We start from the raw sequence: 20,290 nt of genomic DNA on the forward strand, positions 1-20,290 counted from the left end.
CCTACAAATTGAGGTCAGTCACACCGATAACTTCAGTAGAAATTTCACCTACCCAACCAGCTTCTGCACGCATACCGGAATACACGCGAATAAAGTCCACACCCGGCAAACGCACGGAGTTACCTTTCTTGTCCACTGCCCAGTTGATTTTAATACCAGCATTGGGGTCACTGTTCGGCCAGTTATCAGCATAGCCGAATGGGAATGCCGGACTCACATAAAAGCTTCCTTTTCCGGACTGGTCTTTTACATTTTCATCTGTCAGGCGTGTACCCGTCAACGTGATACTGTCGCCTTTCCACTGCGGATAATAGGGCTGAAGGTGGAACTGGTTGCGTGAGAGATAACCGGATTTGCCCTGATTGTCTTTCCAACGGATGTAAGTGGTATCCGTCAGCCATTTATAATCATTATTGGGTGTTGGTGTTTTGTTTTCATTCGGTTTGAAATAGGTAATCTTATAGTCGTGGATGGTTTTAGGGCTCTTGTATTCTGAACCGGCGATTTCATACCATTCATCATCCGGCAGGCCATTGCCATTGGCGTCATAGGCCACTTCGATAATACCCGCTTCAGACCACTGGGCGAAAGCATTACCGAGCACTTTGAAGTTGAAAGAGTCCGGTACGTTCACAATGGTATGGTCAAATCCCATTACCACATAACCACCGAAACCGCCGAGATGGATCATCGTACCAGTCTTCAGCGACTCTTCAGCTTTAGCCGTCATCTTCGCCTGATCATCGCCAGCTTCCCATTTCGGCAGTTCATGCACAAACTGGCCCGGAGCCGGGAAGTAATCAAACACACGGGCAACACCATTGGTATACTTGCCCGCCGTCACTTTAACAGGAACGGTTACACGTTCTTCACCAACACTATTTTTGGCAAGGAAAGTGAGGGTATAGTCACCTGCTTTGGTGAAAGCATACACGAGTTCTTTCGTGGTAGCAATGGTATCATTACCCAGTTTCCACACAAAGGAAGTAGAGGCGTTTTCATTTTTTACGGTAGCGGATACACGCACCAGTTTCATATTGGCGGTCGTCACGCCACCTTGCGGAACGTTGACAGACACGTCTGGCTTGGCCGTTGGCGTATCATCAGACTTGGAACAGCTACCGGCCAGGAGCACTGCCAGCACAGAAATTGGTAAAAGTTTGTATTTCATCATGGTTGAGTTTTATTGTTTTGCAGGAAGGAAGACAAAATGCGCCGGGATATCACCGGTAATCACCGACCATCTCTTTTTGCCCGTTTTATCGAAACAATAGAGCGTACCGGGAGACACATAATCACGGGCGTCTGTTACGTAGATATCTTTGGTTTCGGGATCTACCATGATACCATAAGGCATTTTAATATTTCTCTCCGTACCATCGGTAATGAAATTGCCGGACAGCAGGGTCTCTGTTTTCACATTCACCATGGCGTAGTTAATCTTCCAGGAAGCAGTATTGTAGCTGTATTCAGAACCATACAGATAGGCCGTGTCCCCGGCGATGCAAAGATTGCTCGCGGCAACGGCGAAGCGGTTTTTGACCGCGTCGGTCTTCGTATCCACCACATACAGCGCGGAAGGCCTGCTATAGTAGTCTCCCCTGCTGGTCACGTACAAATCGCCGTCGCTGTCTGCTTTCAACCGATGCAGGTTAATGTCCACATGGATTTTTTTGATCTCCTTAAACGTCGTCAGGTCAATGACGGATATCGTACTGTCGTAGTCCGGCGGACGATAACCACCGGAATTGGCCACATACAGTTTGTTGCCTATCACGGCCATCTCTTCCGGCTGGTAGCCTACTTCCACTTTACGGGTGATCTGCAGCGTGGCGGTATCCACTTCTGCCACAATACCCAGCGGTGAACGTGGGTCTATCACTACGGGGCCAGCATAGGAGCTGATATAGGCTTTCCCGTTAGCAAATGCAAGATAACGGCAGTTTTGCAGATCGATCTGCTGTATACGCCTGGCCGTCGCAGCATCCAACACTTCCACCTTGTTGGACACATTAATGACAGCGTATAACTTACTGCCGTATATCTTGATATCATTACCCACGTCGCCCAGCTCCTTTACGACGTTAGGATTCACTTCTGCATAGATATTTTTCTTATACACCCCGGTGGTAAAGTCAAAGAAATCGAGGGTACATTTGTTGCTCCCCATATTACCTTCATTGAGGAGATAAAAACCTTTGTACTTTTGATGTGCAACCGGTGTATCCACGGGCGTTACCACGGGCGGCACAATATAATCCCCGTTACGACACCCCGCCATTCCCAGCACTGTCAACACAGCAGCGGTCCTGATAAAACGTAATTGTTTAATCATCTTCATTAAATATTTACAGAGAGAATAAATTTGAAGTTCCTTCCCGGCATCGGGTAGTTGATCACCACATCGTAATACTGGTTCAACAGGTTATTGACCTGCGCCGTAAGCCGGAAGCGGGTTTTATTAACCGTGCGTGCATACGCCAGCGATACATCACTGGTATACCATGGCAGTGCATAGTTCTCCGGTATATTGGCCTTTGCATTGTAACGTTCGCCGGTATACACAAAACTGTAGTTTACGTCCCAGGCTTTGTACAGGCCGCCTATGATCAGCGAGCCGCTGTGCCAGGGGATGTAGGGGATCTGATGGCCGTAAAACGAATCTGACTTATCGGTGTAATCGCGGGCTTCCTGGTAGGTATAGGTAGCACGTGTGGTCACCTGCAGCTCTTCCAGCACCTGCCATGCCGCTCTGGCTTTTACATCTATGCCTTTGATTTTCACAAAGCCGAGATTCATCATGGTCCAGCGGAACTGACTGGCGCCCGGTACCGCCACGATCTTGTCGGTCACTTCGTTGTAGTATACGTCTGTCTCCATGCCTATCTCCTGCAATACTTTCCCGTGGAAGGTATGATTCCAGGTAAGGCCGGTATTGTACTGTGTTGTGAACTCGGGTTTCAGGTTGGAGTTGCCGATATCCGTATAGTAGAGGTCATTAAAGGTCGGCATCCTGAAAATGCGCTTATAGAAAGATCTCCAGGTGACCGGTATTTTATTGAACGGCTGCCACGATACAAAAACTGCCGGTGTCAGCTCCTGTCGGAAAGGCGACGCGGCATTACGTTTCACCTGTTCGTTCATGTTGGTGTTCAACAGGCTGGCCTGTGCGCTGAAACGCTGGAAGTTGACCGATGTGGCCAGTGCTACCAGGGTGGTAAAGCGCTGGGGATAGGAGAAATTTTTCAGGTCCGCATTCAGTTTGTTCCATTGAAAGTCGCCCGACAGTCCCACATTCCACCATTTAGTGACGGTAAACTGATTGGCCGCCGACAGGTACACTTCCTGCTGGTAGTAGCAGTTCTCTGTATAGTAGGCAGTATCCGGCGCCAGGTAATGCGTATAGTCGTACGCGTATTTACCGTTGAGCATCAGGCTGTATCTGGGGGAGATATCTTTACGCCAGGAAGACTGAACGAAGAAGTTACGGTCCCATTGGCGGTCCACGTGTTTGAACAGGTTGTTGGCCATAAAGCCGGGCAGGCCGCGTTCCGAATCATAGAAATATATTTTGGAGCTCCATTCGCCGCGGTCCATCACGCCATGCAGGCTGCCTTCCAGCCGGAAGGCGTTGATATCGCCATTTTTGCGGACAGCGGTTGTATCGTATCCGGCGGCAGGGTTATGTGCATCTGTTTTCCGGTAGCGGAATTTATAGCGGCCGTTGGCGTTGGTCCATTCTCCGCTAAAAGACGCTGCCACGCGGTTGCTGATCTTTTCCTGCCATAGTATCGAGGGGTTGACGAGGCCAAAGGAACCGGTTTTAAAAGTACCTCTCAGGTGTCTTTTTTCTCCTTGTGCGAAACGGGGTTTGAGGGTAGAGAGATAGATGGACCCTGAGGAGCCATAGTCTTTTGCCGGTTGGAAGATGCTGCTTTTCTGACCGTTATACAGGGTGATCTCCTCCATGTTGTCGAGCGAGAACCTGCCCAGGTCTACCACGCCGTTTTGGGCGTTGCCCAGTTCAATTCCGTCATAGAACACGCCGGTATGGTTGGTGCCCATACTGCGTACGTCTACTGTTTTCAGGCCACCGATGCCGCCATAGTCCTTTATCTGGATACCCGAGAAGAAGCGCAGTGCGTCTGCTACAGACTGCGCATTCAGCCGCTGTAGTTCCGCCCCTTTCAGCTGTTGCCCGGGTGCTATTTCCTTACCGCCCCGGGGGGCAATGACGGCCACTTCCCGCAGGTCTTTGGTGCGGGTGCTGTCGGATGGCTGCTGTGCTATCACAGACACAATAGGACATCCTGCGAGCACTGCATACAGGGTACTCCTCAGTAGGGGGATACGCATGTTAATTCACCGTTTTGATAGTTCATCCAACGGCCTTCGTAACAGGAAATAAAATCAAGGTAGATAATAGCAGGTGTCAGTCCTGCAACATGACTCATTTCCAAGCCTCATTCCACGAAGGCTTAAAAAAACAAATGCATGGCAGGTATTCTGACTTATCTCTGCGCTGAGCGGCCTTCCCATTGAATTTTCAACAGTGGCCCGATGGTTGCCCAGGCGTTTATAGAGAATTACAGCAGCGGGACTGTCCCGGATTTACACCGGTGTTCCCTTTTAATCACCCCGCACCGCAACGGAGGGGGTAAACCATTGCGGTGCGAAGGTAGTGGTTTAATTTATTTCTTCAAAAAGTTGTCAGCAGCTTATGGTCGATCGCGCATTTGATGAGCATAGCAGTGTTACGGGCTTTTAGTTTGCCCAGCAGGTTACGGCGATGGCTGTCTACCGTATCGCTGCTGATGAACAGCTTTTCAGCTATTTCGTGGTTCGTATGTCCGTTGGCGATCAGCCAGAGCACTTCTTTTTCCCTTTTGGTGATGTGCAGCTCCCTTGTGCGGGCTACGCCGGCAGCGGTCTGCAGTTCGGCGGCCAATACGGCGGAGAGGTAGGTGTGACCGCTATAGACATCATGAATCGCTTTCAGCAGCTCTTCTTTATCGGCATTTTTCATCAGGCAGCCGCTGGCGCCGCTGTCCATCATATCCTGAATGCCGCGGCCGTCTTTATGGTAGCTGAGTCCCAGCACCATCGTGTCGGGATGGTTCTTTTTAATCAGGTGACATAATTCTGCCCCGGCAATGTCGGGCAGCATGGTGTCGAGCAGTACGACATCGGCCTGGTGGTGCAGCAGGAAATTAAGGCAAGACTCCCCGGTCCTTGTTTCTCCTGCCAGTTCTATATCTTTTTCATAACTGAGTAAAGCGCGTAGTCCCTCTAATATCAATGGATGATCATCCACAAAGTATAATCTGATCATGGTTTTTCATATTTGCTGTAACGTTGGCATGCATCGGCATGGCATCTCCGGGTAAACCGTGTGTTTTAGATTTCATTTACTACCCGTAATTTATAAAAAAAAGAAAGATGAAAACGTATCATGAAAAGTTTACGAAATCAGCAGGCTATTGTTCCATCCCGGCTTAACTTCCGGCTGAAGGAAACCCATTAATGACAGTCCCACGCCGGCAATACCTTCCAGTACATTGTAGCTGTCGTAATAACCGGGGTGATGAAAAAATTTATACCCGGCAGGCCCATCCTTCCAGGTATTCATGCTGAGTGTTACTTGCAGCCATCTTTCAGCGGCTTTTTCTATGACCGGGTCATCGGTGTCTATAGCGGCCTGTTGCAATATGTGCGCCACACCTGCGCTACCGTGACAGATACAAGCGTCATGCACGGCCCCGTTTTGGGCATCGCGGTGTTGCGCGATATCACGCAGCATGGCCAGTGCGATCTCGTTGTAATCTGCCCGTTGCAGGCGTTTTCCGGCCCCTAACAGAGCGGAAGCAATGCCCAGATCGCCATAACACCAGCCGAGGCGACTGTGAGCGTCGCCCACCGTAACGCCTGATGCCTCTGTCAATACCGGGTACCATGATTCAGCGCCACCGCCATGGCTTTTTTTGTTGGAGATCAGCCAGCTAATGCCTCCTTCTATGAGAGGCAACACCCTGTCGCGCGCAATGCCTTTTTCGTATATCCGTCCAAGTATGGCAATGATAGCCGGTACGCCATGGGCCAGCCCAAGATTGTACAAATCCTTGTTGGGGTATTGTTCGCTCTGTGAGGAAAACATGTCCTTCCAGGTGATGCCCGCAGGAAAGCGGTGCGCCGATTGTTCGAGGTAACCAACAAAGCGCTCCAGTATGGGTGTGGCCACTGGCAGCGGCCGTTCCAGAAAATAAAGTGCCGTGCCCAGTCCCTCGTGTAGAAAATCGTTTTTGCCGGCAAGCAAAGATTCTTCCATAAAGGCGGCTACCATCAGGTCTATTTCCCCGAAAGCATCTTCCACATCATCTTCTTCTATGAACCCCATCTGCGTGAGATGTTGTACACACCAGGCCACGCCGGACACACCGCCACAGAAAGAACCGTTCAGCGGCTGTTCAGACAAAGCCTGAATGCTCTTTTGTATAATAAACAACACCTTGTCCAGATGCTCATCACGGGAAGTAAGCTGATAATAATACGCATAAAACAAGGCGCAGCCGGTATATCCTCCCAGAAGCCCGGCATTGTTATCGTTGGCAGTAAAGTCATCCAGTTCCCGGCTGATATTTTCCAGCACGGCGTTCATGTCGTCTTTGTAATCCATGTAATCCATCGTTCCTGAATATAAAGGTTCCCAGGGCTAAAGCGCTGGGCTAAGAATGTGGTGAACAGCGTTGTTATGCATACCCTAAAACATAATAGCCCCGGGCATGAACCCGGGGCATCTGTAATCCGTGAATTCCGTTTAATACAAGCAGGAGTCTACACTGCAGATGGGAGCACCAGTGCTTACGCACTTCATGGAACCCGCGCGGTTGTCTACACCGGCTGTCTGCACGTTTTTGCTGAGATCAGATACTTTGATCTTGCCCAGGCTGAGTTTTTTTTCAGTTTGCTTTTTCATAAGCTAGCGTTTTTAAAAACAAATGATTGTTTAAAACCGGCAGGAATCTACACTGCATATAGGAGCTCCCTGGCTCAGACAAGAGAGTGGATGGGAGTTGCAGGCAGCAGAGCGGTTGTCAGCTTCGGTAGCCTGCATATTTTTGCTCAGGTCAGATACTTTGATCTTGCCCAGGCTGAGCCTTTTTTCAGCTTGTTTTTTCATCAGCTATCGTTTTTTTGTTATTAGCAACCCACTTTAGTTGACGGAGCGGGACATTTGGCCATCAGGCTGCATCCTGTGTAAGTTGGCGCTTTTACATCAATATTACCCTTTTGGGAACCATTCAGTTTTGCTACTTTAATCTTGTTGAGCACCAGCTTTTTTTCAAATGTTTTTCTCATAAAACAATTTTTATAGGTTTAAATAAAAAATAAAAGAAGAATGATTGATAAACAGATAAATGGATTTTGGACAGACATTCTACTTTGAGGGTGATTAAATCAGGTTTTCTACGGATTACAGGATACTGATAAATGTAAGCAGAAACCATGAAACCATAGCTCACGGAAAAACGTGATTTTTAAAAATTTATTTGTTTAAACATGAAATTTACCGGTTTTACGGGATATCCTTTCGTACCCGTTTCCGCTACCTTCAATAACTTAAGCGCGTACTGAAAACCATGATCAAGGCTGAAAATTTTTATGTTGTCCGAACACCGCTCCTGCCGGTAGACACCACCGGTAGTCTGGCCCACCCACATCTTGCCCAACATATCCGGCAACTATTACAACAACCTTTTCTTCGTGAAGCTATCTACATCGCCTCACCGGAACTATACCAGGAACTGGAGAAATGGGAACAGGGAGACGAAGATGATAAAATGGTATACTCCCTGTACCGCTACCTGTTGCGGATGAGCAGCCGCAGTACCCCCTATGGCCTGTTTGCCGGCTGCGCCACGGGCGCAGTGAGTGAGCAGTCGGGCATCCGGCTGCGTCCTTATCAACAGCACGTCAAACAAAGCCGGCTCGATATGAACTATGTGGCGGAACTGGTCACCGCCTTCACAGCTATCCCTGCAGTCAGGGAGCAGCTCCTCTTCTACCCTAACAACTCCTTATATAAATCAGGTAGCCGTTACCGTTATGCCGCCTATCAGCTGACCAACAAATTCCGGCACTATTTCCTTACGGCCGTCAACGCCAGCGACTACCTCGACGCGGTACTACATATGGCCGCCAGGGGTACCACGCTGAAGGATATACGCAACAGCCTCATCGATGAAGCAGCCGGCATCACTGAAGCCGACGCCACTGATTTCACGGAAGAGCTGTTGCAAAGTCAACTGCTGGTCAGCGAACTGGAACCCACCGTTACAGGCGAACAGTTCTTCCGGCGTTTCCTCGAACGCGCGGCAACATTACAGCACACCGGCGACTGGCCATCCGTTCTCGGCCAGATACAGTCCCTGTTACAAGACCAGCAAAGCAGTATCGAAGCATACCGCCGCGTACATTCGCTGGTGAAATCGTTGGTGCCCGACACCAGCGAAAAAGACCTTATTCAGACCGATCTGTTTGTCACAACAGTCCAAAATACACTGAGTCGTACCCTCGTCCATGATATCATGGCCCAGGTGGAGCGGCTGCGTAAACTGATGCGCCACCGCCCCCATACGGACCTGGAAAATTTCAGTCAGGCTTTCAGCCGCCGTTATGAAGAACAGGAAGTCCCGCTTGCCCTCGCCCTGGACCCGGAAGCGGGCATCGGCTATGGCAGCCATCTGGGACATCATACTGATCATACGCCGCTGGCCGACGACATCATGATCGCCGGCGCCGATACCACCACAGGCCGGCCCACCAGTAAGCTACAACGGTTCCAGCAAGAGCAACTGTACCGTTGCCTGCGGGACAACCATACCGAAATACTGCTCACAGACGCAGACCTGGATACGTTACAGGAAAAAGAGACGCCCGCCTTGCCTTACAGTATGTACCTGATGGGCAGTCTGCTGGGCACCAGTGCCGCCGCCATAGATGCCGGCGACTACCTGTTTGAAATGAATGGCTGCACCGGCCCCTCCGCCGCTAATCTGCTGGGACGTTTCTGTCACGGCGACGAGCAGCTGGCAGCACAGGTGAGAGCCTGCCTCGACCGCGAAGCCGCGCAGGAAACGGATAAAATCTTTGCGGAAGTGGTACACCTGCCGGAAGCCCGCACCGGCAATATTTTAATGCGCCCGCAGCTGCGCGATTATGAAATCGTATATCTCGCCAATTCACAGGTGCCCGAAGATCATCAGCTGCCACTGTCAGACCTGATGATCAGCGTACAACGAGGCCGCATCATACTACGGTCCCGTAAGCTGAATAAGATCGTTGTGCCACGGATGAGTACTGCGCATAACTATCGAAATGGCCTGCCAGTGTATAAATTCCTCTGTGAACTGCAATACCAGGATTTCCTGGGCAACCTCGGCTGGGACTGGCTACTCCCCGGCGGCGAAACATTCTTCCCGCGGGTACGCTATCGCAACATCATCCTCGCCAAATGCACCTGGAAGCTGGATAAAAAAGACCTGCCGGACCTCGACAGCGGAAAATCGTCCATCGCCATTTTCCAGCCTTTCAAAAACCGCTGGCAGCTACCCTCCCATGTAACGATCGTGGAAGGCGACAACGAACTGCTGATAGACACTACCCAGGAGGCTGCCCTGCAACTGCTTTTACGGCAGCTGCGCAAAAACGGTACCCTCACCATCCAGGAGTTTCTCAGCACCTCCGAAAACTGCTGGATAGAAGGCCCGCAGGGCAGGCATACCAATCAGTTTATCATCCCGGTACATGACACCGCTGCCGTTCAGAAAACTACCCCTACGGATACACGTTCAGCTACAGCTCCCCCGCCGCGACAGTTTATGCCCGGCAGTGAATGGCTGTACCTGAAAGTATATTGCGGCACCCGCACCGCGGAAGATTTCCTGAAAGAAACCCTGCAGCCGCTGGCGCAACAACTCACAGACGCCTCGCTGATCGATAAATGGTTCTTTATCCGCTACACCGATCCGGACCATCACCTGCGCATCCGCTTTCACCACGGCACGCAGCCCGACTTCTGGAAAACGGTACTGGAACGGTTCTACGCCGCCGTACAGGAGTTCTCCGGCAAAGCCCTGATATACCGCGTACAAACGGACACGTATGAACGGGAAACAGAACGTTATGGCGAAAACACCATGGAGCTCAGCGAAACGGTTTTCTGTTATGACAGTGAGGCGGTGGTGCAAATCACCGGGCTGCTGGACGAAGAACAGGGAGAAGACTATCGCTGGCAACTGGCGCTGCGCGGCACGGATATGCTGTTGCAGGACTTCGGGTATACGCCGGACGAAAAAACCGCTTTCATGGAAAATCTGCAACAAGGCTTTTTCCGGGAGTTTGGCGGAGAAAAAACATTATTACATCAGCTCAACGATAAATACCGCAAAGAGATGCGGAAAGTACAAAGTATCCTGAATCCACACGACGATGAGCGTAATGGCGTGGAGGAGGCGGTGGCCTTCTTCCGGCAGCGCTCAGAAAAAATACGGCAACTACTGCATCATTACGGGCCGCTCCCCGAAAGAGGAGCCCTCCTCCCCAGCTACATACACATGTTCCTCAATCGCCTGTTCCTCGCCAATCAGCGCAAGCAGGAACTGGTGCTCTATCACTTCCTGAGCAAATATTACGCTTCCCAGTCCGCCATCCGGAAGCAACAAGCTACCACCGGCTCTATTCATCACATAAAATCGATACAGTATGAAAAAGAAAAATGAGAAAAAAATGAAACTGACCACTATTAAAGTGGCCAGACTGACAGCGATTCAGGAAAAGAATGCTTTTGGCGTCACTCGTCCTACTACTACTGTTATTCGGACATTTGACTGCTGACAATTCCGGGTTGCGTTACCATCCGTAACGCAACTCTTTGTTCTGTTCAGAAGGTAATTTTTTCGATAGAAATAAACGCCGGATTGGCTTCTGTTGCCAGATGCCCGGCATAGGTCTCCTGTAAAGTCAATGGGGTCAGCGTCCAGGTGAAGCCCTGCAGCTCCACCGCACTGTTGGAGAGAATATGTACTGCCGGCAATTCCACAATGCCCACGCCATTCGCCTTGGCCACCGCCTCTTTCATGGTCCAGTACTGATAGAATTGCCACATCGGGTCCGGAGCGCCCATCACCTGCTGCCACTCGTTTTCCGTAAACTGTTCCCTGAAATCACGGAAATCGATGCCCCTGTTTTGTTCTATGTCGATGCCCACCCTGCCGCTGGTATCCACGGCACACACCACCATATTACCGGAATGGGAAATATTGAAGTCCGGTCCGTCCGTCCAATACGGGCGGCCCGCCGGCGTATACAATACCGACTCCAGGTCGCCCTGTCGGCCTAATTGTTCAAATGCATGCAGCAACAAATGTTTACCTAAAAGAGCGGCATGCGCATCCTCCCAACGGTAAAACCTCAGCACCTTTCGCCGCGCCTGTTCCGGCAATACAGCCAACAACCGCTCAAAACGATGCTCTGACAACGGAGTGTCAAAAACGGAATAATAAATCGAGACAGCCATAAACGGAAGATATATTTTTTCCCGGATTTGACTATATTTAAAACATCAAACTTGTTGCATAAAATAATACCATCGCAGCATAACCGCTACCATAGCCGGTTATAGACACAAGACACTTTTCAGGTTGTCTTGTACCTGGTTTTTATTTCCCTTAAAACAAGTTTATGAAGAAAACGATCGCCGTTATAGGCGGCACCGGCAAAGCTGGCCAATTCCTGATCAGACAGCTGTTATCCGAAGGATATGCCCTCAGATTGCTCGTCCGGCACCCGGACAAACTTTACGCCCAACAACCTTCGCTGCTACACCCGTCACCCACCGTATCTGTTATCCGGGGCGATGTACAGGACCTGCATGCCGTCTCAGCATGGCTACAGGGCAGCGATGCTGTGATCAGCACCCAGGGCAGCGCCTTACCGCCCAACTTCAGCAGCGCCACCGCGAATATACTGGCGGCCATGAAAACGTATCACCTTGCCCGTTACATCGTGGTGACCGGTTTGTCCATAGATATTCCGGGTGATGACAAAAGCGAATGGTGCCGGCAGGCCTCCGCTTTTATGCGACAGCAGTATCCCGACACGATCGCTGACAAACAACAGGAATACTCATTGCTCAGCCGCAGCGAAGCTAACTGGACGCTCGTCCGTATACCGCTGTTGGAGCAAACACCTGGTACCGGCGCCGTCAGCGCATCATTGCGCGACTGCTCCGCACCCCGCATCCGCGCGGGAGACCTGGCCGTTTTCCTGACCGGCCAGCTGGAAGACAGCACGTATATACGAAAAGCGCCTTTTGTAGCGTCGATAGAGACGCCATAACATAAGAGGAGGCATCATTTTAAATCCCGGGGCTGAAGTCCACGGTAACGTTTTGTTGACGCGTTGGGAGACGTTAGTCCCCCAAAAACAGCCAGAACAAATCATAGCCGGGAGCTTCTTCTCCGGGATTTAAAAATTGATTATTTTAAAGCCATAACATATCCCGTTTTTATGCGTGCTATTCTCCTTTCGTTACTGCTATCAGGACTTATCCTCTCCTGCCGCTCCACCAATGGCCACGCCGACAAAATAGAGCCGGTTGTCCCGGCAGATCGTATCATGAAAGACATGGTGAGTTTTTTATACTACCAACGAGACTACCTCAGGCTTCATGGAAAGTTCACCGCCGTTGATACCAGCTTCGCTCCTATAGACAGGGCCGCGTTTTTTCAGGCTATCCGGTCGGGCGACTACCTTCCTCTCCGGCTCAAAACAACTGATTCTGCTGTCAGCTATCAGCTCTGCGTGGTGCCGGCGTCTGCCAACGCTTCGGCAAAGCAGGTGCTTCTTCAGACCGGCGCGCAATTGTATGTTGATTATGCACGGGAGGGAAAAAAATTCCCCGCTATGGACTTCACCGATCTTACCGGCAAACATTACGACAGCCTCACGCTCGCAGGTAAGACGGTCGTCCTGAAATGTTGGTTCGTTCATTGCGTAGCCTGCGTAGATGAAATGCCCAGACTTAACCAGCTGGTTGCGGACAATAAAAACAGAAAAGATATCGTCTTCCTGAGTCTTGCTTCTGATACACCGCAACAACTATCTGCTTTTCTAAAAAAGAAACAATTCGACTATGCCGTCATTCCCGTAACACAACAATTCTTTAACGATACGCTACAGGTGACATCTTATCCCACGCATATGATCATCCGGGATGGCATTATCCAAAAAGCAGCCGGCAACGCAGAAGACCTTATCGATGCATTGAATGATTATGAGGATAACCTACAACATTGAAAATATCGTTATTCCACAGGTAAAGAAAGAACCATTCCCCAAAACAGCCTGAACAAATCGTAGCCAGGGCTTCAGCCCCGGGACGCCCGGCGTCGTAATGTCCCCTAAAATTGTCGCAACGCCCCCCGACGCAATCTTGCAGCATGCTGTAGTTTTGTAGAAAACCACGGTATGTCACAGATCAACGTATACCTCAACTTTGACGGCAAGTGTGCCGAAGCAATGAAGTTCTACCAAACCTGTCTGGGTGGTGAATTGACTATACAGATCGTAAAGGATTCTCCTATGGCAAAAGACTGGCCTGCCCACAAACAGGACCATGTGCTGCACAGCAGTATTACCAAAGGACCGCTGCTGTTACTGGCTTCAGATATGGGCGAAAATCCTTCCGGCAACAATATCAGCATTAATCTCACCTGCGATACGGGCGAGGAACTGGAGGAAGCTTTTGAGAAGTTGTCGGCCGGCGGCGAGCGGACCAGGCCGGTGCATGATTTTTACGCCGGTAAAATAGCGGCGCTGAAAGATAAATATGGCTTCTATTGGATCCTCTATTCCCTGAACGGTCATCAGTAAAATTGACAGTCGTCCTGACCAATCTGGCAGCATGTTCGGGCGTGCCTTGCCAAAAAGGCGGAAATTTATTCTGGATGCATATTTGAGCGCCTGATCCATTATGGAAAATGCACTCACTTTCTTAGCACATCATCCGGTAAACGATGCCGGTTTACTGGATGCATATTCTCAAACGGTTACCGGTGTGGTAGGCACGGTCGCCGAATCCGTTGTACACATTGAAGTACAACGTCCTGTCAACGACAGACGCAACCCGGAAAGAAAAACGCAGGGCGGCTCGGGATCGGGCTTCATCATTTCTTCTGACGGCTTTATCATCACGAATAATCACGTGATAGAAAAGGCGGAAAGCATCCGCGTTTCTTTTGTTGACGGCAGGAAAGTCAACGCAGAAATAAAAGGCGCCGACCCTTCTACTGATATTGCGGTGCTCAAAATTGATGAAACCGGGCTAAAAGCTTTGTCTTTCGCGGATTCTGCTGCCTTACAGGTAGGACAGATCGCTATCGCCATCGGTAATCCCATGGGCCTGCAATACACCGTTACTGCCGGCGTGGTCAGTGCGTTGGGCCGCACGCTCCGCGCCAGCAACGGCAGGCTGATCGACAACGTCATTCAAACCGACGCGGCACTCAACCCGGGCAACAGCGGCGGACCGCTGGTCAACTCCCTCGGACAGATCATCGGTGTTAACACCGCTATGATACCGGCCGCACAGGGACTATGTTTCGCCATCTCATCCAACCTCGCTGCCCAGATAGCCGGTCAGCTCATCCTGCACGGAAGAGTCAGACGCGCACAGCTCGGCATCGCTGCTCAACCGGTGAAGCTCACGGCCCGCATGATCGCCGCCAATAAACTCACCACACAAAGCGGCGTATACATTGTGGAAACCGTTCCTGACGGCAACTATGACAACAGCCAGTTACATACCGGCGATATCATCGTGGCTTTCGACAACATCCCCGTAGCTACCGTGGATGACATGCATCAGCTGCTCACCGAAAAACAAATCGGCCGCAAAGTGCCGATAGACGTGCTCCGCGGCGGGCACAAGGTAACCATCACCGTTACGCCGGGACCAAATGATATGTAGGGATTTTTTGATGTACGATTTTTTGATTTCATCATCTGATAAACAGAGAAGACCGAAGCGAATTGAATTTGCTTCGGTCTTCTCTGTTTATTCGTATTGTGATCCACGAAATCAAAAAATCGTACATCAAAAAATCCCTACATGTCACGTTTTGGCTTTTTCAAAATTTCCCTTCTCCTTATGTTCTCCAACAACCGTTTTTAGTAAGATGACCATCGGTGAATTCGCTGTTTTGTTGGGCAGATGAATGAAATATTCGTTGCGGCCAATCCACTCCGGCGTAAGGGCAGTACTGCCTGCTGGTATAGACACGCCTGTCAGTTCGGTACGTGCCGGCAGCTTCACCCGCAGACTACCGGAAACGGGTATATTAAATACCACCATATACACGCTGTCGGTTCCGGCTTTACGAATGTAATAGCCCCAGTCCTGCTTTTCAAAACCGGCATAGGTGCCACTATAAACAGCGTCCCCATTGACTTTCATCCATTCACCAATACCTTCCATCAGCAGATGCTCTTCGGCACGATAAGTACCGTCTGCTTTGGGACCGAAGTTGAGCACAAAGTTGCCGTTGAGCGATACGCTCTTCACCAGCATCTCCAGTATTTCATTGACTGTCTTGACGTGCCCGGCCCATTTGGCATGATAGCCCCATTGGTTCTCCGGCACGGTCATTACCGCCTCCCAGTCGTTGCCATGCACGTCGTCTATCGTCGCCGGCAGCTTCCTTTCCCAGCCCTGCTCATAGTCGCCCATCAGGCGGCCGTTGGAATCGAAGTGGCGGGCCCCTTTTTCATCGGCGCGCAGGCGGCTGCCGATGACCAGGCCGGGATGCAGCGATTGCAGATGCTGCTCCAGTTCATCACTGAAAGCACCGTCATTCTTCCAGGAATCGTCCCAGGTGCCATCGAACCAGAACCCTTTAATGGTGGGATAACGCTGCAACAGTTCTGTCAACTGATTCTTGACGAAGGTCTGAAAACGTTTACCAGCGGCGGAATCAGCGGCATTCTTCAGCGAAGCGCGATAGTCGGGATGGTTCCAGTCGATGATGGAAAAATACAGGTGCACATCGATGCCCGCTTTGTTGTACGCATCAATCATCGGCCCCAGCAAATCTTTTTTCCAGGGGGAAGCCGCGATGGTATATGTTGAATACTTACTGGGCCACAAACAAAAACCATCATGGTGTTTGGTGGTGATGACCATGTATTTGGCGCCCATGCTCTTTGCCTGTGCGGCCCACCGCTGCGGATTAAAATCTACCGGATTAAACTGACGGAACAACCGATCATAGTCCTCGTGCGGCATTTCTTTCCACGAACGTATCCATTCGGCAGCGCCGTTATAGGTCTTGCCTTTCCATTCCCCGCCGGGGATGGCGTACAGTCCCCAGTGAATGAACTGTCCGAAGCGGAGTGACCGCCAGCGGGCCATATCAGCATCGGTGCGGTTGCCTGTCCGGTGCGCGCCATGCAGGAGTGGAATGGTATCTTTTTTCGGCAGCTTTTCCTGCGCCGTAGCCTGCAGCATGAAAGTACAGCAGGCGGCGGTCAGAATGCCGGTAATCATTTTATTCATCATCATGGTCCTGTTTTATTCTGATGCCTGTAATTGCCAGGTGATCGTGTCTGTTAATATCTTCCCGTGCTGAACACCAGTGGCGGTGATGGTATTACTGCCGGGTTGCAGGATAACGTCATCAAAAAGAATATCTCTTTTATTAGCTCCCTGCTTACCGGTCAATGGTTTCCCGTTATTCACGGAAAGGGTGACCTTCTCCATATTACTGAATACTTCCACCTGTACCTTTGCCTGCTTACGGATGTTGTGACGACGCTCTGCAATGTAGATCATCGGCTCCGGGTTCCAGTTGGCTTTGTACCAGAAGAAAGCGTCTTTTTTCTGTTTGCGGTCATAGGTGATCAGCCCTTTCAGGTTACGGGCATTTACGCCACCTCTGTTCCACATGGGCACGGCAAACTCGAAGGTGTTCCACAGGTAAGACGCAGCAATATAAGGATGTTGCTCAATAACTGCCCACTGTTTTACGTGTGTGGCCGTCTGATAGGTCTCAGGAAAAAATTGACCGTTTACCGGATTAAAGTTGGTGGACAGTGAATCGGTGTGCTGATGGATATTACCATCTGCGCCATATTCCGTCAGCATCAGTTTATAGTCCGGATATTTTTGTTCCAGTCCCTTCACCCAGCCTTCAATATCTTCGATCTTGCCTTCATACCAGCCATAGTAGCGGTTCATGCCTTGTATATCGGCTGCCAGGTTCGCCGGGCGGTCCATCTCCCCATAACCGCTGACAGCGGTGGTATAACGGTCAGGGTCTTCTGTTTTGGCCAGGTCGTTCAACTGGCGCGTGAGCACGGCCACATGTTCATCAGGTGTTTTGGCGTATACTTCGTTGTGCAGTCCCCATACATAAATAGCCGGATGGTTAAAATTCTGCCGGATCAGTTCTGTCAGCTGCTGCTTGGCATTATCCCCTTCTTTACCGGAAGAATTATTTACGAAAGGTATTTCCGCCCATATCACAAAGCCCATGCTATCACACTGCGCGTACAGGTACTCCGCCTGTTGATAATGGGCGAAGCGGATAGCGGTAGCACCTATCTCCCCGATCAGGTCCAGGTCTGCTTTATGTTGCGCATTGGACAGCGCGTTGCCATAGTCCTGCCATTCCTGGTGGCGGGTAACGCCATGCATCACATAAGGCTGCCCATTCAGGAAAAATCCTTTGCCGGGCACCACTTCAAAACGACGGATGCCCAACGGCTGCGTGACCGCGTCCAGTACTTTACCATCGGCCATCACCGTAGTGGTGAGCGAATACAGGTAGGGGTCTTTCCGGCCGTTCCATAAATGTGGCTGGTTGAGCAGCAGGTCCTGCCGGATGATATTGATACCCTGCGGACTGACATTGACTTTTTTACTGTTGGCCGCCACCTGCTTACCCTGACGGTCTTTGATGACCGTCTGCACCGTGATGTCTTTATGATGCAGCTGTTTGTTTTCTATCTTGGCGGTCACACTGATCGCAGCCTTTTGTGCGCTGACCTCACCCTGGCGGATATAGATACCCGGTGAGGCATAATCCGTTGTGGTGATATGGATATCGTTGGTAATGATCAGGCTTACCGGCCGGTAGATACCGCCGAAGATACCAAACAGGAAATGATTGATGGGCAACACATCTTCACGGGCGCTGTTGTTGGCTTTCACCACAAAAGTGTTCTCTTCGCCGTATTTCACCGAATGGGTGATCTCATAACAGAAAGCGGAATAAGAGCCTTTATGCTCCCCTATCAGCCGGTTGTTGACATACAGACTGGCAACGGAACCCACGCCTTCAAAACGCAGGAACAGGCGTTTGCCCTTCCATTGCGGGTTCACCGTAAACACCTTGCGGTAGCAGGCTTCGCCGGCATAGAAGTTTTTACCTTCCTGCATATCCTTGTTATTCCAGGTATGCGGCACCGTTACATTCATCCAGCCGGTGTCCGGCTGATTTTTGTCAGTGGTGAGCGCTCCTTTGCGAAAAGCCCAGCCATCGTTGAAAGGCAATACGCTGCGGCCTTCCTGCGCGTATCCCCGTGAAAACAGGGATACGCACAGCATAGCGGCCAGTGAAAATTTCTTCATAAAAATTATTTCTGATAACCGTCGTTCTGCGTCAGCACCGCATCTTTATTCACATCGATCTCCGATTGCGGGATAGGCAGGTGTATGTTAAAATCGGCGATGGTAGGCGCTACTTTCGGATTGTATTTACGTACGCGCTCCACCAGCTTTTTGGTGCGGATGAGCGTGAGCCTTCTCAATTCTTCCGCTGTCAGTTCACGGGCCCTTTCATCGAGGAGATAGTCCATCGTTACTTCCGCAGGCTGTACCGGCGTAGCCTTCGCACGGCCACGGATGACGTTGATGCTGGCAGCAGCATCGGCATTACGGCCCTGTAACAGCTGTGCTTCTGCCAACAACAGGTAAGTTTCACCCAGGCGCATCTGGATACGGTCTTTGTAAGACTGTGCCCCCTGGATGTCCTGTGGCTGGAACTCGTACCATTTCGTCGTATGTGCGTACATGTTCTGAATGGTATCAAAACCGGTAGGGAATACCTGTTGACCGTACTTAGAAAAAGCAGGATCGTTGTAATAATAAGTACGGCGGATATTGTAGGGAGAATTACGCATGTCGGTTTTCTCATACAGCTCGTATGTCCACCAGTTGGTGGGCCTTATCCTGCCGATACCGCGGCCTCCGAGCGTATCAGCTACTTTCATGCCCTGCACGTTCACATAGAAAGGCCCCCATTCGCGGCGGCGCTGATCAAATTCTGTGCTGCCACCACCGGGGATGTTGTATTGTTGCTCGATCACCCAGATCGCTTCCGTGTTGCCCTGGCTGCGGCGCATGTTACCGTAGGTAAACATATCCGCGAAAGGATCACCGGGCAGGGAGGCTTTGGTGCCGTAGCGGGCGGTGATGAGTGTAAAAAATTTGCTGTCGATGACCCGTTTGGCGGCAGCTTCCGCGTCAGCGGGTTTGTTGGCACGCAGCAGCGCCTCTGCCAGCAGCTGGGAGGCAGCAAATTTATTGATACGGCCTTGTTTCTTCACGTTAGCCGGGTCAGGCAGATTAGCTTCCGCGAAGGTGAGGTCGCTGACGATAAAATCTACCACTTCTGCTTCAGACGCACGGGTATAATCCGTACGTGGCACGGTCACCGGTTCTTTGACGATAGGCACGCCGCCGAAGAGGATGGACAGCTGATTGTAAGCATATGCCCGGAAGAAGCTGGCCTCCGCTTTATAAAAAGCACGTTGCTGTGGTGTGAGCGTGGCTTTCGGGTTGTCGGTGCTGACGATGATGTTATTCGCCGCATTGATCACGCGGTAGTTCCAGTTCCAGATGTTGGACAGGGAACCGGTCTGCGAGTTGAGGTTGCGGTAATCTTCGTAGGGCGCCTGTACTGTGTTGGGCTGACCGGTAATGGCCATGTCGGTGCCTACATAAAAAGTAGCGAGCAGCCCCTGGATATTGCCGTAGTCATTACGGACAATGCTTTGCATACCGGTGCTGGCGGCTTCAAAGCCCAGTTCGTCCACCAGCGTGTTGTCTGGTGCATATTGGGATTTCAGTTCTTCATCGAGGAAATGTTTGCTGCAGGATGTGCTGCCGGTGATAACCAGGCCTGCCAGCAAGATACCGTATATATAAGATGATTTCTTCATGGTCTTACCT

18 protein-coding genes and 1 riboswitch are annotated in these 20,290 nt (G+C 50.8%); of the genes, 6 read left to right on the forward strand and 12 right to left on the reverse strand.

Going from position 1 to position 20,290, the window contains the following annotated elements; translation table 11 throughout:
- Nucleotide 1 precedes the first annotated feature (1 nt).
- The 8 genes from ICL55_RS30685 to ICL55_RS30720 all read right to left on the reverse strand — a co-directional run bounded on the left by ICL55_RS30685 (nucleotide 2) and on the right by ICL55_RS30720 (nucleotide 7,356).
- Entirely contained in the window at nucleotides 2-1,171 is a 1,170-nt protein-coding gene (locus tag ICL55_RS30685; RefSeq protein ID WP_188104950.1) for a PKD domain-containing protein, read from the reverse strand.
- Between the two features lie 12 nt (nucleotides 1,172-1,183).
- Nucleotides 1,184-2,335 carry a YncE family protein gene (locus ICL55_RS30690; protein WP_246496727.1) on the reverse strand — a complete coding sequence of 384 codons (1,152 nt, stop codon included), beginning with the start codon at nucleotides 2,333-2,335 and terminating at the stop codon, nucleotides 1,184-1,186.
- A 5-nt stretch (nucleotides 2,336-2,340) separates the two neighbouring features.
- Nucleotides 2,341-4,356, reverse strand: coding sequence for a TonB-dependent receptor (locus ICL55_RS30695; protein WP_188104954.1), 2,016 nt, complete (start codon nucleotides 4,354-4,356; stop codon nucleotides 2,341-2,343).
- A gap of 123 nt (nucleotides 4,357-4,479) precedes the next feature.
- Nucleotides 4,480-4,682: riboswitch (cobalamin riboswitch) on the reverse strand.
- Nucleotides 4,683-4,699: 17 nt separating this feature from the next.
- Nucleotides 4,700-5,332, reverse strand: a complete 633-nt coding sequence (locus ICL55_RS30700; RefSeq protein ID WP_188104956.1) for a response regulator — start codon at nucleotides 5,330-5,332, stop codon at nucleotides 4,700-4,702.
- A gap of 129 nt (nucleotides 5,333-5,461) precedes the next feature.
- Nucleotides 5,462-6,682 (reverse strand): lanthionine synthetase C family protein, encoded by a 1,221-nt coding sequence (locus tag ICL55_RS30705; protein WP_188104958.1) that lies wholly within the window; start codon nucleotides 6,680-6,682, stop codon nucleotides 5,462-5,464.
- Between the two features lie 132 nt (nucleotides 6,683-6,814).
- Nucleotides 6,815-6,973, reverse strand: a complete 159-nt coding sequence (locus ICL55_RS30710) for a hypothetical protein (protein WP_188104961.1) — start codon at nucleotides 6,971-6,973, stop codon at nucleotides 6,815-6,817.
- A 30-nt stretch (nucleotides 6,974-7,003) separates the two neighbouring features.
- Nucleotides 7,004-7,177: a hypothetical protein gene (locus tag ICL55_RS30715; protein ID WP_188104963.1), complete on the reverse strand. Its 174-nt coding sequence runs from the start codon at nucleotides 7,175-7,177 to the stop codon at nucleotides 7,004-7,006.
- Between the two features lie 20 nt (nucleotides 7,178-7,197).
- Nucleotides 7,198-7,356: a class I lanthipeptide gene (locus ICL55_RS30720; protein ID WP_188104965.1), complete on the reverse strand. Its 159-nt coding sequence runs from the start codon at nucleotides 7,354-7,356 to the stop codon at nucleotides 7,198-7,200.
- Nucleotides 7,357-7,637: 281 nt separating this feature from the next.
- On the opposite strand from ICL55_RS30720, the gene ICL55_RS30725 reads away from it, so the two are divergent.
- Entirely contained in the window at nucleotides 7,638-10,778 is a 3,141-nt protein-coding gene (locus ICL55_RS30725) for a lantibiotic dehydratase (RefSeq protein ID WP_188104968.1), read from the forward strand.
- Complete coding sequence (locus ICL55_RS35495) at nucleotides 10,762-10,893, forward strand: hypothetical protein (protein ID WP_281392639.1); 132 nt, start codon at nucleotides 10,762-10,764, stop codon at nucleotides 10,891-10,893. Before ICL55_RS30725 ends, ICL55_RS35495 begins: the two co-directional genes overlap by 17 nt.
- 46 nt (nucleotides 10,894-10,939) lie before the next feature.
- Here the strand turns inward: ICL55_RS35495 and ICL55_RS30730 are convergent, their stop codons facing one another.
- Entirely contained in the window at nucleotides 10,940-11,575 is a 636-nt protein-coding gene (locus tag ICL55_RS30730) for a 4'-phosphopantetheinyl transferase family protein (protein ID WP_188104970.1), read from the reverse strand.
- A 164-nt stretch (nucleotides 11,576-11,739) separates the two neighbouring features.
- Here ICL55_RS30730 and ICL55_RS30735 point away from each other — a divergent pair, with 164 nt between their 5' ends.
- The 4 genes from ICL55_RS30735 (at nucleotide 11,740) to ICL55_RS30750 (ending at nucleotide 15,028) form a co-directional block, all read left to right on the forward strand.
- Nucleotides 11,740-12,396, forward strand: a complete 657-nt coding sequence (locus tag ICL55_RS30735) for an NAD(P)-dependent oxidoreductase (RefSeq protein ID WP_188104973.1) — start codon at nucleotides 11,740-11,742, stop codon at nucleotides 12,394-12,396.
- Between the two features lie 171 nt (nucleotides 12,397-12,567).
- The gene (locus ICL55_RS30740) at nucleotides 12,568-13,356 is read left to right on the forward strand and encodes a TlpA family protein disulfide reductase (protein ID WP_188104975.1); all 789 of its coding nucleotides are present in this window, start codon (nucleotides 12,568-12,570) and stop codon (nucleotides 13,354-13,356) included.
- Nucleotides 13,357-13,527: 171 nt separating this feature from the next.
- Complete coding sequence (locus ICL55_RS30745) at nucleotides 13,528-13,932, forward strand: VOC family protein (protein WP_188104977.1); 405 nt, start codon at nucleotides 13,528-13,530, stop codon at nucleotides 13,930-13,932.
- Nucleotides 13,933-14,032: 100 nt separating this feature from the next.
- Complete coding sequence (locus ICL55_RS30750; protein WP_188104979.1) at nucleotides 14,033-15,028, forward strand: S1C family serine protease; 996 nt, start codon at nucleotides 14,033-14,035, stop codon at nucleotides 15,026-15,028.
- Nucleotides 15,029-15,172: 144 nt separating this feature from the next.
- On the opposite strand, the gene ICL55_RS30755 is transcribed toward ICL55_RS30750, so the two are convergent.
- Genes ICL55_RS30755 through ICL55_RS30765 form a run of 3 tightly spaced genes read right to left on the reverse strand, consistent with a single transcriptional unit; the run spans nucleotide 15,173 to nucleotide 20,280 of the window.
- Nucleotides 15,173-16,618 (reverse strand): alpha-L-fucosidase, encoded by a 1,446-nt coding sequence (locus ICL55_RS30755; RefSeq protein ID WP_223151644.1) that lies wholly within the window; start codon nucleotides 16,616-16,618, stop codon nucleotides 15,173-15,175.
- Between the two features lie 9 nt (nucleotides 16,619-16,627).
- Nucleotides 16,628-18,688, reverse strand: coding sequence for a glycoside hydrolase family 2 protein (locus ICL55_RS30760; protein ID WP_246496729.1), 2,061 nt, complete (start codon nucleotides 18,686-18,688; stop codon nucleotides 16,628-16,630).
- Nucleotides 18,689-18,693: 5 nt separating this feature from the next.
- Nucleotides 18,694-20,280 (reverse strand): RagB/SusD family nutrient uptake outer membrane protein, encoded by a 1,587-nt coding sequence (locus ICL55_RS30765; RefSeq protein ID WP_188104982.1) that lies wholly within the window; start codon nucleotides 20,278-20,280, stop codon nucleotides 18,694-18,696.
- Nucleotides 20,281-20,290: the final 10 nt, after the last annotated feature.

The sequence above is a fragment of the Chitinophaga varians genome, from assembly GCF_014529945.1.
GTDB lineage: Bacteria > Bacteroidota > Bacteroidia > Chitinophagales > Chitinophagaceae > Chitinophaga > Chitinophaga varians.

Bases quoted from the DNA above. Each gene is read 5' to 3' on its own strand.
- ICL55_RS30695 (WP_188104954.1), bottom strand. From the start codon at position 4,356: ATGCGTATCCCCCTACTGAGGAGTACCCTGTATGCAGTGCTCGCAGGA.
- ICL55_RS30735 (WP_188104973.1), top strand. From the start codon at position 11,740: ATGAAGAAAACGATCGCCGTTATAGGCGGCACCGGCAAAGCTGGCCAA.
- ICL55_RS30685 (WP_188104950.1), bottom strand. From the start codon at position 1,171: ATGAAATACAAACTTTTACCAATTTCTGTGCTGGCAGTGCTCCTGGCC.
- ICL55_RS30740 (WP_188104975.1), top strand. From the start codon at position 12,568: ATGCGTGCTATTCTCCTTTCGTTACTGCTATCAGGACTTATCCTCTCC.
- ICL55_RS30690 (WP_246496727.1), bottom strand. From the start codon at position 2,335: ATGATTAAACAATTACGTTTTATCAGGACCGCTGCTGTGTTGACAGTG.
- ICL55_RS30745 (WP_188104977.1), top strand. From the start codon at position 13,528: ATGTCACAGATCAACGTATACCTCAACTTTGACGGCAAGTGTGCCGAA.
- ICL55_RS30760 (WP_246496729.1), bottom strand. From the start codon at position 18,688: ATGAAGAAATTTTCACTGGCCGCTATGCTGTGCGTATCCCTGTTTTCA.
- ICL55_RS30750 (WP_188104979.1), top strand. From the start codon at position 14,033: ATGGAAAATGCACTCACTTTCTTAGCACATCATCCGGTAAACGATGCC.
- ICL55_RS30705 (WP_188104958.1), bottom strand. From the start codon at position 6,682: ATGGATTACATGGATTACAAAGACGACATGAACGCCGTGCTGGAAAAT.
- ICL55_RS35495 (WP_281392639.1), top strand. From the start codon at position 10,762: ATGAAAAAGAAAAATGAGAAAAAAATGAAACTGACCACTATTAAAGTG.
- ICL55_RS30720 (WP_188104965.1), bottom strand. From the start codon at position 7,356: ATGAGAAAAACATTTGAAAAAAAGCTGGTGCTCAACAAGATTAAAGTA.
- ICL55_RS30700 (WP_188104956.1), bottom strand. From the start codon at position 5,332: ATGATCAGATTATACTTTGTGGATGATCATCCATTGATATTAGAGGGA.
- ICL55_RS30715 (WP_188104963.1), bottom strand. From the start codon at position 7,177: ATGAAAAAACAAGCTGAAAAAAGGCTCAGCCTGGGCAAGATCAAAGTA.
- ICL55_RS30725 (WP_188104968.1), top strand. From the start codon at position 7,638: ATGATCAAGGCTGAAAATTTTTATGTTGTCCGAACACCGCTCCTGCCG.
- ICL55_RS30730 (WP_188104970.1), bottom strand. From the start codon at position 11,575: ATGGCTGTCTCGATTTATTATTCCGTTTTTGACACTCCGTTGTCAGAG.
- ICL55_RS30765 (WP_188104982.1), bottom strand. From the start codon at position 20,280: ATGAAGAAATCATCTTATATATACGGTATCTTGCTGGCAGGCCTGGTT.
- ICL55_RS30755 (WP_223151644.1), bottom strand. From the start codon at position 16,618: ATGATGATGAATAAAATGATTACCGGCATTCTGACCGCCGCCTGCTGT.
- ICL55_RS30710 (WP_188104961.1), bottom strand. From the start codon at position 6,973: ATGAAAAAGCAAACTGAAAAAAAACTCAGCCTGGGCAAGATCAAAGTA.